This window comes from Chitinimonas prasina (assembly GCF_030160395.1).
Lineage (GTDB): Bacteria > Pseudomonadota > Gammaproteobacteria > Burkholderiales > Chitinimonadaceae > Chitinimonas > Chitinimonas prasina.
On the sequence record NZ_BSOG01000001.1, the window covers coordinates 396,394 to 411,357 of the forward strand.

Here is a 14,964-nt window from a genome sequence, read left to right on the forward strand (position 1 = left end):
AGGAATGCCCGATGACAAGCGTGCGCTTGACCGGGCGATTGCGTATAAAATACCGCATCGTCTGGACACATCAGCACCTACTAGAAAAGCATCATGACCACACAAGAAGAGAAGACACGACGGGCCGAATTGATCGCAGCCGCCAGCCGGCTGTTCAAGGAGCAAGGTTATGAGCGCACCACCGTGCGTGACTTGGCCCAGGCGGTTGGCATGCAATCGGGCAGCCTGTTCTATCACTTCCGCACCAAGGAAGAGATGCTGGTCGCCGTGATGGCTGCCGGCATAGGCGATCTGACCGATCGCCTGGAAGAAGCGCTGGGCCAGGCCAAGACGCCGATGGAAAAGCTGCGCACCGTCTGCCGTGTCCACCTCGACACCCTGCTGGGCGATGACAAGGGCGCCCTGTCGGTGCTGCTGTATGAATGGCCCAGCCTTTCGGACAAGGCCCGCGCCGAACTGATCAAGCTTCGTGACAGCTATGAGCGCGACTGGCAACAGGTGCTGGACGAAGCCGCCGCCGCCGGCCTGGTACACGAAGACACCCGCCTGCTGCGCAAGGTGCTGCTGGGCGGTCTGCACTGGACCATAATGTGGTATCGCCCGGAAGGCGGCGGCACGCCATCCGACCTGGCCGACCGCATACTCGAGCTGATCATCCGCAAGAAGTAAGCCGCCACGCCACGGTAAAAGCAACGCCCTCCCATACAGGAGGGCGTTGTCGTTTGTGTCGTCGCCTATCCACCGCCGCTAGCGAGACTCTCGCGCGGCGGCGAGTGCGGGGGGATACAACCAGGAGAGCGCCTGCGGGTTCAGCTTGCGCTGCTGTTGCGCACCAGAGTTGCCCTGGCGCCTGCCCCGCCCCCCCATCCGCCATCCCTGGCTTGGGTTCATATCGGGCGCTAGCGCTCCAGCGTACGCACCCGCGTCACGTAATACATGGTCTCGCCAAAGCAGGTGGTGGGCACACCTACATGCTGCTCGTAATAGAGCGTCACCTTCTTGCCCATGCTGTCATTGATGGCCTGCACCAGCTTTTCGTCATGCACGGTAAAGGGGAATTTCTCGGCCAAGGTCCCAGGGATATTGATCATGGCCAGCTCGCCCTCCCAGGTCTTGCAGATCCAGCCCTTCTTGGACAGCTTCTCCACATAGCCAGCCCGCTCGCCCTCGGCATAGCTCCAGCTGGTCACCACCCAGAGATAGCCAGCCAGCGAGAACCCAGTCAGCAGCAACAGGCCCAACAGCCAGCGGCCCCAACGTAGATTGGCGAACGGGTTTTGCATGGTCACAGCTCTCGATAGCGGTCATGAACGGCCGCAATCTTAGAACCGTGACGTGGAATAGGCGAGTGTTTCCGAATGTGTCCCTATCTTGCACACGCTTGGGCGCGAACAGAATCGCAAACAGCACCGTGGTCCAGATGCTACTCCGGCGGCAGATAGTTACTCAGATGCCGCTCCAGCCGCCCCTCTGACAAAGCTTTTGCAATAGCCTTATCCATCCGTGCCACCAATGCCGGGTCAGTATCCGGGGGATAGACTGGGTAGAGCGCGATCGGCGGCACTGGTATTTTCACCAGGCGATACTGCACCGAGGCAATGGGTCGAAAGAAGAGTGGGGTCAGGGGATTGGAAAAATACGCCGCATCGATGCGACCCAGCCGCAGCTTGCCCAGGTTGGCCAGCTCCCACTCGGGCACCCCGGTCCTGTCCATATTGATGCCAGGGTTATCGAGAAAATCCGGGTTTTTGCCGCCCACGGTCCAACCTATGGTAAAGCCAGCCAGATCCTCCGGGCGGTTAAGCTGCTTAAGCGGCGATGCTGGCAGTACCGCCAGGCAAGGCTCGAAACGGGCAACCAAGGTGTTGCCGAACCGTAGCTGCTGCAGGCGCTCCGGGGTACGGGTCAGGATGGGGGAGAACTGCAGCTTGCCCAGCCGCAGATCTTCCACCAACCGGCTGACTGTTACCGCACCATGCCAGCGCAAGGTGACCCCGGCACGGGGCGCCACGTCCTGGTTGTAGAAATCCACCAGCGCCCCGCTCACCTTGTCGTTACCGGTAGCAATGATCCAGGGCGCTACGGAAAACGCCCCAACCTCCAGGGTCTGTGCCTGCAAGGAGCAGCTCAGACATAGGGCCAGCAAGCATCGGTACATGGATAGGGTGTCTCCAGTGGGCATGCATCCAGTCTAGATCACCCCCCCAGCCGTGTCAGATTGCCTCGGTACGCTGCAGCAACCAGTCGCGCGCGGCGCCCTCCACCAAGGGCAGCAAACGGCTGCGCACAGTGGCGTGGTAGTCATTGAGCCAGGCCAGTTCATCGGCACGCAGCAGCGCCTTGTCCACGCAACGGGTATCGATGGGGCACAGGGTCAACGTCTCGAACGCCAGGAACTCGCCAAACTCGCCACCGCCGGCTGATACATTCAGCAGCAGGTTCTCGATACGCACACCCCACTGGCCCGGCCGATAGATACCCGGCTCGTTGGAGGTGATCATGCCCAATTCCATGGCGGTATGCGGCTCGGGTGGGCTATGGGGCGAGATGGACTGCGGCCCCTCGTGCACATTGAGGAAATAGCCCACGCCATGGCCAGTACCATGGCCGAAATCGATATTGGCCGCCCAGATGGGCGCCCTTGCCAGCGCATCCAGCAGCGGGCTGCGGGTGCCTTGCGGAAAACGTGCCATCGACAGCGCAATCATGCCCTTGAGTACCAGGGTGAAATCGCGCTGCTGCGCCGGGCTGACCTGGCCCACCGCCACCACACGGGTGATATCGGTGGTGCCACCCAGGTACTGGCCACCAGAGTCGATCAGCAGCAGGCCGTCGCCCTCTATCACGGCGTGGCTTTCGCGGGTGGCGCGGTAATGCGGCATGGCGCCGTTGCCATTGAAACCGGCAATGGTGGCAAAACTGGGGCAGACAAAGCCGGCACGGCGCTGGCGTGCGGCAGTGATCTGCTCGTCTATGGTCAGCTCGGTCACCCGCTCACGCCCCAGCGCCTGCTCCAGCCAGCTGAAGAACTCGCACAGCGCAGCGCCGTCCTGCTCCATGGCCTGCCGCACAAACCCGGCCTCGGCCTCGCTCTTGCGCGACTTGGCAAAGGTGGAGGGGTTGATGGCCTCGATCACCCTGACACCTGCCGGCACGGCCTGGCGCAGTCCCAGCGTGATGCGGCGCGGGTCGATCAACAGGCTGGCGGCTGCTGGCAGCGCCGCCAGGGCGGCGGCGGCCTCGGCATACCCGGCCACCTGCACGCCATCCCCCGCCAGCTTGGCGGCCAAGGCCGCATCCACCTTGCCGGCCGCCACAAACAGGGTGGCGCCATGCTGGCCGATCAAGGCGTGGCCGACGAACACCGGGTTGTAGTTCACGTCGGCCCCGCGCAGATTCAGCAGCCAGGCCAGATCGTCGAGGGTAGAAACAAAGTGCCAGTCGGCGCCCAAACGTCGCATCTCGCCACGCAGCAGGGCCAGCTTGTCGGTCCGGCTCACCGTGGCATGGGGCGCTTCATGCTGGTAGATGGCGGCATCAGGCAGGCTGGGGCGATCGGTCCAGACGGTTTCCAGCAGATCCAGTTCGGTGCGCAGCACGATGCCCTGGGCATCCAGCGCAGCCTGCAGCGCACGGGCTGCCGCCAGCCCCAGCACGGCGCCATCGACGCCCACGCTGGCGCCCGCCGCCACATTGCCTGCCAGCCAATCGAGATGTGCCGGGCTGCTGGCCACCGCAATCTTCATCAGTGCAATGCCCGACCCAGCCAGCTCGGCCTCGGCCTGGGTCCAGTAGCGGCTGTCCACCCACAGCCCGGCAAAATCGGCGGTCACCACCAGCGTGCCTACCGAGCCACGGAAACCCGTCAGCCAACGCCTGCCCTGCCAACGCCCAGGCAGGTACTCGGACAGATGCGGGTCGGCCGAGGGCACGATATAGGCCGCAAGGCCTTGCGCCAGCATGGCGCTACGCAAGGCAGCAATACGGGCGACGACGGGATTCTGGCTGGAGGCGTTCATGGCGATTCCTGTACGGGATAGGAAAACGACCGGCCTGTGGGGCCGGTCGCGACAGCGATTCGATAGGCGCGGCAAGGCGCCACTTTAGGCAGCGCAGCCCCCGCTGTATAGATACAGCCGGGGCACGCCGGCATGGGATCAGCCCAGCAGCTTTTTCAGGTAGTGGCCGGTATGGCTGGCCGGGTTGGCCGCCACATCCTCGGGCGTGCCGGTCGCAATGATCTGGCCGCCACCTGCCCCACCCTCGGGGCCCAGGTCTACCAGCCAGTCGGCTACCTTGATCACATCCAGATTGTGCTCGATCACCACCACCGTATTGCCATGCTCGGTCAGGCGCTGCAACACCGTCAGCAACAGGTCGATATCATGGAAATGCAGGCCGGTGGTCGGTTCATCCAGGATGTAGAGCGTGCGGCCGGTATCGCGTTTGGACAGCTCCAAGGCCAGCTTGACCCGCTGTGCCTCACCACCCGACAGCGTGGTGGCGCTCTGCCCCAGCCGGATATAGCTCAAGCCCACATCCATCAGGGTCTGCAGCTTGCGGGCTATGCTGGGCACGGCATCGAAGAATTCGCGCGCCTGCTCCACCGTCATCTCCAGCACCTCGGTGATGTTCTTGCCCTTGTACTGCACTTCCAGCGTCTCGCGGTTGTAGCGCTTGCCGTGGCAGACATCGCAGGGCACATACACATCCGGCAGGAAGTGCATCTCCACCTTGATCACGCCGTCGCCCTGGCAGGCCTCGCAGCGGCCACCCTTGACGTTGAAGGAGAAACGCCCCGGCCCATAGCCGCGTTCGCGCGACATCGGCACGCCAGCGTACAGATCGCGTATCGGGGTAAACAGGCCGGTATAGGTCGCCGGGTTGGAACGCGGCGTGCGGCCTATGGGGGACTGGTCCACATTGATGACCTTGTCGAACTGATTCAGCCCCACGATCTCGTCATGCGCGGCCGGCTCCTCGTTGCTGCCATAGATGGCGCGGGCCGCAGCGGCGTACAGGGTGTCGTTGATCAGGGTGGATTTACCCGAGCCGGACACCCCGGTGATGCAGACCATCATACCCAGCGGCAGGGCCAGGTTCACGCCCTTGAGGTTGTTGCCACGGGCGCCTTTCAAGGTCAGCCAACGGTCTGGCTGCGGCTGGCGCCGCTGTGCGGGTACCGCAATCTTGCGCACGCCGGAGAGGAACTGGCCAGTGATGGAATCCGGGTTGGCCATGATTTCCTCCGGCCTGCCCACTCCCAGCACCTGGCCGCCGTGTTCACCGGCCCCTGGCCCCATGTCTACCAGGCAGTCGGCAGCGCGTATGGCATCCTCATCATGCTCCACCACGATCACGCTATTGCCCAGGTCGCGCAGGCGCATCAGCGTACCGAGCAGGCGGTCGTTATCACGCTGGTGCAGGCCGATGGAAGGCTCATCCAGCACGTACATGACGCCCGTCAGGCCCGAGCCTATCTGCGATGCCAGCCGTATGCGCTGTGCCTCGCCGCCCGATAGCGTGTCGGCCGACCGATCCAGGCTGAGGTAATCCAGCCCCACATTGACCAGGAAGCCCAGCCGGTCACCGATTTCCTTGACGATCTTCTCGGCAATCTGCGCCTTGTTACCCTGCAGGGTCAGCTCCGCAAAGAACTTGCTGGAATCACGCAAGGCCAGCTGGCTGATCTCGAATACATTCTTGTCGGCAATGCGCACATGCCGTGCCTCCAGCCGCAGGCGGGCGCCATGGCAGCTGGGGCAAGGCTGGTTGTTCAGGTACTTGGACAATTCCTCGCGCACCGCGACCGAATCGGTCTCGCGGTAGCGCCGTTCCAGGTTGGGAATGATGCCCTCGAAGGGGTGCGCCCGCTCGAACTTGGTGCCCCGCTCGTTCAGGTAGATAAAGCGTATCTCTTCTTTGCCCGAACCATGCAGCACCACCTTCTGCACTTCCGCCGTCAGCGCATCCCACTCGGCATCGACATCAAAGCCATAGTGCTCGGCCAGCGCCTGCAGCATCTGGAAATAGAACTGGTTACGTTTGTCCCAGCCCTTGATGGCACCGGCTGCCAGGCTAAGGTGAGGCAAGGCCACCACCCGCTTCTGGTCAAAGAACTGGATGGACCCCAGGCCGTCGCACTTGGGGCAGGCGCCCATGGGGTTGTTGAACGAGAAGAGGCGCGGTTCCAGCTCGGGCAGGCTGTAGCTGCAGACCGGGCAGGCAAACTTGGCCGAAAACCAGTGTTCCTTGTTGCTGTCCATCTCCACCGCAATGGCGCGGCCGTCAGCATGGCGCAGTGCCGTCTCGAAGCTCTCGGCCAGCCGCTGCTTCAGGTCTGCCCGCACCTTCAGCCTGTCCACCACCACCTCGATGGTGTGCTTCTTGTTCTTGTCCAGCTTGGGTATGGCATCAATCTCATGCACTTCGCCATCCACCCGCACCCGCACAAAGCCCTGGGCGCGCAGCTCGTCGAACAGATCCAGGTTCTCACCCTTCTTGCCCATGATCACCGGCGCCATGATCATCAGCTTGGTGTCCTCGGGCAGCGCCAGCACATGGTCCACCATCTGGCTCACGGTCTGCGATTCCAGCGCCTGGTTGTGATCGGGGCAATATGGCGTACCCACCCGCGCATAGAGCAGACGCAGATAGTCATGTATCTCGGTCACCGTGCCCACGGTGGAACGGGGATTGTGGCTGGTCGCTTTCTGCTCGATGGAGATCGCCGGCGACAGCCCCTCGATCAGGTCCACGTCCGGCTTTTCCATCAATTGCAGGAACTGCCGGGCATAGGCCGACAGGCTTTCCACGTAGCGCCGCTGCCCTTCCGCATAGAGCGTATCAAAGGCCAACGACGACTTGCCCGAGCCAGACAGGCCGGTAATCACCACCAACTGGTGACGCGGCAGATCCAGATTCACATTCTTCAGGTTATGGGTGCGGGCACCCCGTATGCGTATCAGATTGTTCGGGTCGACAGGATGGTAGCTCATGGCCGGGCTCTAACTGGGCGGGTAAGGCAATCCGCGAGTTTACCGGAGTTACACGGCAAAAGTTCTGCTGCCGCACGGCACTACTGCACGCTCCTGCCAAACCCACCCCAGGCCACACCGGGAGTACCGCAGCCATCAAGGCTTGCCGGCCATAGCACCCGCCACGGCAGCCCCGCCCTCCTGCCATGGCATAAGTTAATTCAGCACACCAGGCGGGGATATCGCGGCAGATTTGCTAGAATCCCGCCTTTCGCATTCCGGCAACACCCTCCAGCCCCCCAAGCACCATGTCCCCGCTAGAACTCCGCGCCTCCGCCGGCTTGTCCGGTCTTTACGCACTGCGCATGCTTGGCATGTTCCTGGTGCTGCCGGTGTTCGCCTTGTATGCGGCCAAGCTGCCGGGAGGGAACAACCACACCCTGGTCGGCATCGCCATGGGCATCTATGGGCTGACCCAGGCACTGCTGCAACTGCCGCTGGGCATGCTGTCCGACCGCATAGGCCGTAAGCCCGTCATCTATGGCGGCCTGTTGATGCTGGCCGTAGGCAGCGTGATCGCCGCCATGGCCGACAACCTGCTCTGGCTCACCATAGGGCGTGCCCTTCAGGGGGCCGGCGCCATCTCTGCCGCCATCACCGCCCTGCTGGCCGACCTGACGCGTGAGGAAAACCGCACCAAGGCCATGGCCATGGTCGGCGGCAGCATAGGCATCACCTTCTCCATCTCCCTGGTCGCCGCCCCTGCCCTGGCAGACAGCATAGGCCTCTCAGGCATCTTCCTCCTGACTGGCGGGCTGGCGCTGGCGGCCATCATCGGCGTCTGGCAGATCATCCCCGACCCCTCGCAAAGCCGCTTCCATTCCGACGCCGAAGCCAACCCCAAGCGCCTGGGCGCCGTACTGCGCGATCCGCAGCTGCGGCGACTCAACTACGGCGTATTTGCCCTGCATGCCGCCCAGATGGCCCTGTTCGTCACCCTGCCACTGGCACTGGTGCAGACCGTGGGCCTGGCCGCAGGCGAGCACTGGAAGGTCTACCTGCCGGTCATGGCCATCGGCTTCATCCTCATGGTGCCCGCCGTTATCGTGGGCGAGACCCGCAACAAGCTCAAGCAGGTGTTCACCGCCGCCGTCGCCCTGATGCTGGTGGCCCAGCTGGGCATGGCCAGCGGCTTTGGCACGCTGACCCAGATCATGGTGTGGCTGGGCCTCTATTTCATCGCCTTCAATATCCTGGAGGCCACCCAGCCCAGCCTGATCTCCAAGATCGCCCCGGCCGATGCCAAGGGCACCGCCATGGGGGTTTACAACACCACCCAATCGCTGGGTTTTGCCGTGGGCTCGGCGGCTGGCGCCACCCTGTACCAGCACGGCGGCGCCCTGACCGTCCACCTGTTCTGCGCCGCCCTGATCGGCATCTGGCTGGTAGTCACCTTAGGGCTTAAACCCCCTATGCCGGTGCGCACCATGATGTACCATATCGATGATGCGCAACTGGGCAACGCCACCGAGCTGGCCCGCCAGCTATCCCAACTGGCCGGCGTAAAAGAAGCCGTGGTGATCGCAGAGGAAGGCGTGGCCTACCTCAAGGTCATGCGCGAGGGATGGGACGAAGCCGGCGCGCATGCGCTGCTCGGCATCGCCTGAGCCCAGATACACCCGCGCTGGTATGCCCGCGCTGGCAGCAGTTTTAGTGATTCAGTAAACACATACGACGGTGGCCGGCAAATCCAGTGCCGCGCCACCTTATCCATTGGAGAAAACGCAATATGGCATCGCTCAACAAAGTCCTGCTGATCGGCAATCTGGGCCGCGACCCCGAGATGCGCTACATGCCGGATGGCTCGGCCATCTGCAACTTCAGCATCGCCACCACCGAAACCTGGAAGGACAAGAACAGCGGCCAGAAGCAGGAAAAAACCGAGTGGCACAACATCACCATGTACCGCCGCCTGGCCGAAATCGCCGGCCAGTACCTGAAGAAGGGTAGCTCGGTCTATATCGAAGGCCGCCTGCAGACCCGCAAGTGGCAGGACAAGACCACCGGCCAGGATCGCTACACCACCGAGATCATCGCCGACGAAATGAAGATGCTGGGCGGCAAGTCTGGCGGCATGAGCAGCGGCGCCGAGTACGACCAGAGCGCCCCCAGCTACAACGACGCCCCCTCGGCCCCACCCGCCCAGCGCGGCGGCGGTGTCCCAGCAGCCGCAGGCGGCCAATCGCGCCCTGCGCCGCAAAAGCCGCAGAGCTTTGACGACTTTGAGGACGATATTCCGTTCTAAATAACGTCTACTTACGACGTGGTGAGAGAAATGCCAGAAACCCCCGTTTTTACGGGGGTTTTCTTTTTTCGCCCTAACCTAAAGGGTTGAAATGGGGAATAGACCGAGGATGGCCAATATCTGCCGGTGGGTTGCGAGAAGCCACTCCCGCTTCAGACTAATTCCTGCCTGTCAGAACTCGCTACTCGCTGAGCACTACCAAACCGCATCGGCGGCCCTCCTGCAAGAATGGGGGTGGACACTGAGACTAGGCGGTCATCGGGAGCCCCCTGCGTACCTGAAAGCGCCTTACGCTGAAGCCGCCGCCAGTATCCGTTTAGCCTCACGCAGACCGGACAGGTAGGCTCCATGGACAGTGGCACGGTAGATTTCGTGCGTGTGCTCGCCTGCGAAAAGAAGGCGCTTGCCCTCTGGCGCAGCCAGGCTCAGGTGATCACGCTCCGTCGCGCCGACCCCGGCGAAGGTGTAAGCACCGCGGGCGAAGGGATCCGAGTTCCAGCGGGTCGCTATGGCGCGCCGCGGGGCCAGTGCTGCTGCCCCAAACATGGTCTTGAGCGCCGGACTTACATCAGCGATCAATTGGGCTTCAGTCATGGCTTCCACCGCTTCGCCCTGCTCGCCAAAGCCGAAGGTCACTAGGCAATTGATATCACTGAAAGTACGGTAGTTGACGAAATAGGCGTAACGCCCACGCAACGGCGAATGAAAGCCGAAGTACTGAGTTTTAATCGGCCAGAATGCCTTGTCAAAAAGCAGGAAGACTTTGTTGATGCGACCGATACCAATCCGGCCCATAGAAGCCTGTTTGCCGGCCGACAGATCGGGCGAGAACACCACGCTTTTTTGCTTTAGCACACCCAACGGCAGAGTGACGACGGCGTAATCCGCCGTATAGGACACCCCGCCGGACTCCACCGTCACGTATGAGTCAGTATGCCGGATCGCACTGACAACGCTGCCCAGCTTGATATCGATGCCCGCCGCCAAAAGCTTTGGGATTGCTGCGTAGCCGCCGGGAAAGAGCACATCCTTTCCAGGATACTTGTCGTCATTGAAATGATTGCGCGCCGATAGGGCTTCTAGCCAACCACCAGTATCGAATTCGAGATTGGAGGTTAATTCATAGCGCACGTAGGGGTCGGCCAATGCTGTGTCATCTGCCGCCCGAATAGCCGCCGCCAGCGAGGTGTCGCTCACAGCATCATCGTCCATGGCCGACTCCACGGCGCGGCGCAACGCAGCGACCCGCTTGCTGCCTTCTGAAAACTGTCGATCGGTAACATCCACACCCTGAGCATCAAAGACCATAACGGAATCGTCGTTGGTCATATACGTCGCCGCGCCAGCCTGCCTCGCCAGAGCAGTGATCGGGTTGCCACCATCGGGTCCATGTATCCAGCCGGCGCCGACATCCATCGGCACGCCGTCATTGACGTCTGTCCATACCCGGCCGCCAATGCGCTGACGGGCCTCCAGCACCGTCACCACAAGTCCAGCCTGGCGCAGTGCGCGCGCAGCGGCCAGGCCCGCGATCCCGGCACCGATGACAATCACCGAAGTCCGTTTTCTGCCCCCTCCTTGCGCTAAAGCCACACCCGTGGGACCAATAAGGTAAGCCCCCACCCCAGCGGCGACTCCGGCCAAAATGCGTCTGCGCATTACGTCCATAGCGCATCTCCCGAAATGGTGAAAGCGTGTTGCGACATTGATCAATCTGCTCGCATGCGGATGAAATTTCTATCATTGACGCCCATAGGATGCTTGCAATTTCGTCTTCGCCAGCCGGTAGCGCAGAGTATCAGCTGTGTCCTGTAGCCAAATTGGCTCAAGATGAGCTTTGTCACCTAGTCCAGACCCAATGCCATTAAGTTAATAGGAAAACACCAATATAAACAGTGTGTTGATGTAAACCACCACCACTCTTAAACGCTCTCGGAGCCACACCATGCAAGAGCAACGGCCATGCCATCTTCTCAGCTCTTGGCGATTTTTTGCGTAGCGACCAATTCGCTGCCCAAGCACGTCTACACCCCGCCGCCTTTACCCGCGCACGCAAGCTGCCCTTGCCGCAGCTCGTTACCTTCATGCTCAATATGCCCCGAGCCGGCCTTCAAGCCGAGCTGGATGCCTTCTATGACCACGCACTGAACCACGCAAGCACCGACTCCATCAGCAAGAGTGCTGTCTGCCAGGCGCGGCAAGCACTCAGCGACCAAGCCATGCGCACACTACTCCAGCATAGCGCTGCCTTGATGGCACACCACCTCCCCGCACCCGGCTGGCAGGGCCGCCGTGTCTTGGCGCTCGACTCCACCACGCTACGCGTGCCACCCGTGCCAGAATGTGCCCAAGCATTCGGTGGACTATCCACGGCCGGTAACCGATTCCGTCCATTAGCCCAGCCTTCCGCACTGTTCGATGTGGCCCGCGGCTGCGTGGTGGATGCCGTATTGGGTGGCTATGCCGACGATGATCGCTCACTGGCCGCCCATCATCTACCATGCCTAGCCCCGCCCGACCTGGTGGTCATGGATAGAAGCTATCCATCACGGAAATGGCTGGGTGCCCTGGCCGAGCGTGGCATCGGCTTTTGCGTACGGATCAGTGCCAAGTGCTGGAATGCGGTTGCCCAATTCGCCTGTGGTCCAGTCGATGATGTGCTGGTGGAGATAGGCGATGCCACGCAAACATTGCCGGTTCGGCTGATATGCGCCCTGCTGCCCAATGGCGCCATCCTGTTGTTGGCGACCAATGTATTCGACCCTGCCATTCGGCCTGCGGCCTTCTCTGATCTGTACCACAGTCGCTGGCGGATCGAGGAAGGCTTCAAGCTGATCAAGGCTCGCCTGCAGGTGGAGAACTGGACAGGCATCATGCCGCATACAGTGCGGCAAGATTTCTTTACGGCGCTGACACACCTCAATTGCGCAGCCATTCTGACGCTGGAGGTGGAGCCGGCGGTGGACGGGCTGGCTAGTCACCGTGTTGATGGGAAAGGCTGGCGGGTGAGGCTGAATGCGACGTTAGTCCTCAAGTCCTTGCGACACTAGCTGCCGCGTCTGTTGCTGGCAAGGGATGTGGCTGGCCATCTGCAGCGTTTGAGTGACCGGTTGCGCCGATCACATGTGTTTGAGCGGACTCGGCCGGATCGCAGCGTGCCGCGCCACAAAGGTGTGCAGATCGCTGGTTTCCATCCGGCTTACAAGGCGGCTTAACTTAATGGCATTGCCAATAGGTCGGGTTGAGCGAAGCGAAGCCCAACATTCGCGGTAAACATTGGGCTTCATTTCATTCAGCCCAATCTACCGTGCTGGTGCAGCGCTTCGCCACGACGCAACAATCGATTGGCGAACAGCAACAAGCCTTGCGGCTGATGGTGTCACGCCCGTTCCCGGGCCCTGCTGCGCTGCTGAGCAAAATTAATCAAGCGCTCAGCGAAGGCCAATAGTCATTCACCACCGTGTTCAAGCACAATGCGGCGATAGGCACCGCTTTTCTTCAATTGCGCCAAGCCCTGATTGAATGCATTAAGCCAGCGCACCGCATGCTCATTATTTCTGGCTGTAAGCAGGTGATAGGCCGAGCGGGCCACCACGCCTGGCATCTGCACTACATCCTGTTGCCTGATCTGCGCCAAAGTAGCGCGCCCCTGTATGCCATCAGTCACAAAAAAATCAGCCCTGCCCACGGCGATCATTCTGATGCAGGTGGAAATATCATTCGGACGCTCGACTTGTATCTTTTCCTTGGCAAGCAATGTGGCAATTGGGTCGGGGGCAGACCAGCCGGGGGGCAGGCAGATGCGCTTTTTCAGCACGCTGCTTAAATCCGCTCCATTCAGTTTGCTACCCCGCCTGGCAAAGATGCGTTCCTCAGACTCAAATACCGGCTCAGAAAAATAGAAATCACGTTTTCGCTCTGCCGTCTTGCGATAGGGGTAGGTTGCCGCATAGCGCCCGGACTGTACGGCGGCCAGATTGCGCGCCCAAGGCAACCAGTCGATATGCGATTTCAAACCAGCAGCTTCAAATGCTTTTTGCACAATCTCGGTCGCCATACCGCCATGCGGCAGCTTTTCATCAGCATAGGGCGCATAGTCATTACCGCTGACCAGTGGCAGGCTTTCGGCCAAAGCGTGCGCGCTACAGCAGATGCCCAGCACCAGCGCAGCAACCTTTAAATCACGCTTGGTGACCAATGCCATTCGCTCCACTGGTAATCCTTTCGCTGCGGACATGCCGGCAGCGATGCGCCATGACTGGCGCCCGCCCCGTTTCATTTATTTCGTGTGCTTATTGACGATGCGCTCGTACTCGCCACTCTTTTTCAATGCGGCCAAGCCATTATTGAACGCATCAAGCAGCGCCTTGCTTTGCGACCCACTCTTAATGGCAATCAAATGCAAGGTTGCACTACCCACTGTGCTGGCGCCCATGCTGATGTCTTTTGCACCTGCGGCTTGTAATGCGGCATTACCTTGAAATTGATCAGTCACGAAGAAATCAGCTCGACCTGCCTGCACCATTTTCACGCAAGTCGAAATATCCTTCGGCTGGTCCTGCTTCAGCGCCCCGGACTTCAGCATTGGCGCCAATTTGGCAGCGGGCGCCCAACCCAAGGGCAGGCAGATTTTTTTGCCTTCCAAGGTTTTGAGATTCGCCGCATCAAGATTGCTGCCGGGCTTTGCAAACAGGCGATCTTCAATCGTGTAGATCGGTTGCGAGTAGAGAAACTCCACTTCTCGCTCAGGTGTCTTGAGGTAGGGAAAAGTACCGGCAAAGCGGGCGGCCTTTGTTTCCTCCAAGCCACGCGACCAAGGCTGCCAATCCAGCTTCAGCTCCGCCTTTGACTCTGCAAGCGCCCGCTTGACAATCTCGGTGGTCATCCCGCCTTCGGGTAGCTTTTGATCAGCGAACGGCGCGTAGTCGTTCCCCGTTACCACGACAAAGGTGTCGGCGTGCGACACACCAAATGCAGCACAAAGCATTAGCCAGCCTACAGCTCGTTTCATTGCGGTCTCCCATGGTATCCGATCAAAAAGTGCCCCGTTACCTAACCATAGCGAGAAACAGCAACGAAACAAGTGAACCGAAGAAGCTGCATCCTTCTCATCAATCGCTCGCAAATCCTGAAAATTTCAATTAAATCAGCATGTTAAATTGTATAGTATTGAACAGCCTTGTTGCACAACGCAGCTGAAGGTTGAGTCTCCCCAAACCCCGGACGGATTTATGCCACACGCACCGTCTGCGGCGTACCCAGTTGGGTAAAACGGTCCAGCAGTGCGGCGCGAATCTGCAACTCCTTGGGCACTGCGGCGCCAGCTTGATTGGCTTTCCAAGGCCGGCCGTTCTTGCGCACCGGAATGATCGCTCAAGCGCCGCGTTCGCCAATCGCACGATGGCAGCGCTTGGTGTCGTAAGCGCCGTCGGTACTCACGCTGGCGGCTCTCTTCAGCCGGAATCTGCACCGTTAGCATATGCTGGCGCCGGCTGAGCGTGCTGTAGTTCGGCGCTTGCCAATTCAGCCCAGCTAGCTTGATCAGGCTCTCGACCAAGCCGATGGCCTGCCGCATTGCTAGGCCGAACAGCACCTTGATCGACAGGCAGAACTGGATGGCGGCGTCGGAGAAGGTGTGCTGGCGACCGGGTTTTCCACTGGCCGGCGCATACCTCTGCATGG

The 14,964-nt window shown here is 60.9% G+C and carries 12 protein-coding genes and 1 pseudogene; 5 read left to right on the forward strand and 8 right to left on the reverse strand.

Annotation, left to right across the window (positions count from 1 at the left end; genetic code table 11):
- Window positions 1–93 precede the first annotated feature (93 nt).
- Entirely contained in the window at window positions 94–669 is a 576-nt protein-coding gene (locus QQK16_RS02060; protein ID WP_284194757.1) for a TetR/AcrR family transcriptional regulator, read from the forward strand.
- 230 nt (window positions 670–899) lie between these two features.
- Here the strand turns inward: QQK16_RS02060 and QQK16_RS02065 are convergent, their stop codons facing one another.
- The 4 genes from QQK16_RS02065 to uvrA form a co-directional block, all read right to left on the reverse strand.
- On the reverse strand, window positions 900–1,283 hold the full coding sequence (locus tag QQK16_RS02065) for a hypothetical protein (protein ID WP_284194758.1): 384 nt from the start codon (window positions 1,281–1,283) through the stop codon (window positions 900–902).
- A 140-nt stretch (window positions 1,284–1,423) separates the two neighbouring features.
- Window positions 1,424–2,158, reverse strand: coding sequence for a substrate-binding periplasmic protein (locus QQK16_RS02070; protein ID WP_284194759.1), 735 nt, complete (start codon window positions 2,156–2,158; stop codon window positions 1,424–1,426).
- Window positions 2,159–2,213: 55 nt separating this feature from the next.
- Window positions 2,214–4,019: an aminopeptidase P family protein gene (locus tag QQK16_RS02075; RefSeq protein ID WP_284194760.1), complete on the reverse strand. Its 1,806-nt coding sequence runs from the start codon at window positions 4,017–4,019 to the stop codon at window positions 2,214–2,216.
- 138 nt (window positions 4,020–4,157) lie between these two features.
- Window positions 4,158–6,998: an excinuclease ABC subunit UvrA gene (gene uvrA, locus QQK16_RS02080; RefSeq protein WP_284194761.1), complete on the reverse strand. Its 2,841-nt coding sequence runs from the start codon at window positions 6,996–6,998 to the stop codon at window positions 4,158–4,160.
- 287 nt (window positions 6,999–7,285) lie between these two features.
- Between uvrA and QQK16_RS02085 the strand changes: the two genes are divergently transcribed.
- Together QQK16_RS02085 and QQK16_RS02090 are read left to right on the forward strand one after the other, a co-directional pair.
- Window positions 7,286–8,644: an MFS transporter gene (locus QQK16_RS02085; protein ID WP_284194762.1), complete on the forward strand. Its 1,359-nt coding sequence runs from the start codon at window positions 7,286–7,288 to the stop codon at window positions 8,642–8,644.
- Window positions 8,645–8,766: 122 nt separating this feature from the next.
- The gene (locus QQK16_RS02090) at window positions 8,767–9,282 is read left to right on the forward strand and encodes a single-stranded DNA-binding protein (protein ID WP_284194763.1); all 516 of its coding nucleotides are present in this window, start codon (window positions 8,767–8,769) and stop codon (window positions 9,280–9,282) included.
- Between the two features lie 288 nt (window positions 9,283–9,570).
- On the opposite strand, the gene QQK16_RS02095 is transcribed toward QQK16_RS02090, so the two are convergent.
- Window positions 9,571–10,950 (reverse strand): flavin monoamine oxidase family protein, encoded by a 1,380-nt coding sequence (locus QQK16_RS02095; RefSeq protein ID WP_284194764.1) that lies wholly within the window; start codon window positions 10,948–10,950, stop codon window positions 9,571–9,573.
- 323 nt (window positions 10,951–11,273) lie between these two features.
- Here QQK16_RS02095 and QQK16_RS02100 point away from each other — a divergent pair, with 323 nt between their 5' ends.
- Both QQK16_RS02100 and QQK16_RS02105 read left to right on the forward strand, forming a co-directional pair.
- A complete protein-coding gene (locus tag QQK16_RS02100) occupies window positions 11,274–12,332 on the forward strand; it encodes an IS4 family transposase (RefSeq protein ID WP_284194765.1) in 1,059 nt (352 codons plus the stop codon).
- A 191-nt stretch (window positions 12,333–12,523) separates the two neighbouring features.
- Window positions 12,524–12,730: a hypothetical protein gene (locus QQK16_RS02105; protein ID WP_284194766.1), complete on the forward strand. Its 207-nt coding sequence runs from the start codon at window positions 12,524–12,526 to the stop codon at window positions 12,728–12,730.
- Here the strand turns inward: QQK16_RS02105 and QQK16_RS02110 are convergent, their stop codons facing one another.
- From QQK16_RS02110 to QQK16_RS02120, 3 genes and pseudogenes are all read right to left on the reverse strand, one after another.
- On the reverse strand, window positions 12,731–13,519 hold the full coding sequence (locus QQK16_RS02110; protein WP_284194767.1) for a substrate-binding periplasmic protein: 789 nt from the start codon (window positions 13,517–13,519) through the stop codon (window positions 12,731–12,733). It lies immediately after the preceding gene.
- 42 nt (window positions 13,520–13,561) lie between these two features.
- Window positions 13,562–14,293 (reverse strand): substrate-binding periplasmic protein, encoded by a 732-nt coding sequence (locus QQK16_RS02115; RefSeq protein ID WP_284194768.1) that lies wholly within the window; start codon window positions 14,291–14,293, stop codon window positions 13,562–13,564.
- Window positions 14,294–14,511: 218 nt separating this feature from the next.
- A pseudogene (locus QQK16_RS02120) lies at window positions 14,512–14,962 on the reverse strand (transposase); the annotation flags it as partial.
- Between the last annotated feature and the right edge of the window lie 2 nt (window positions 14,963–14,964).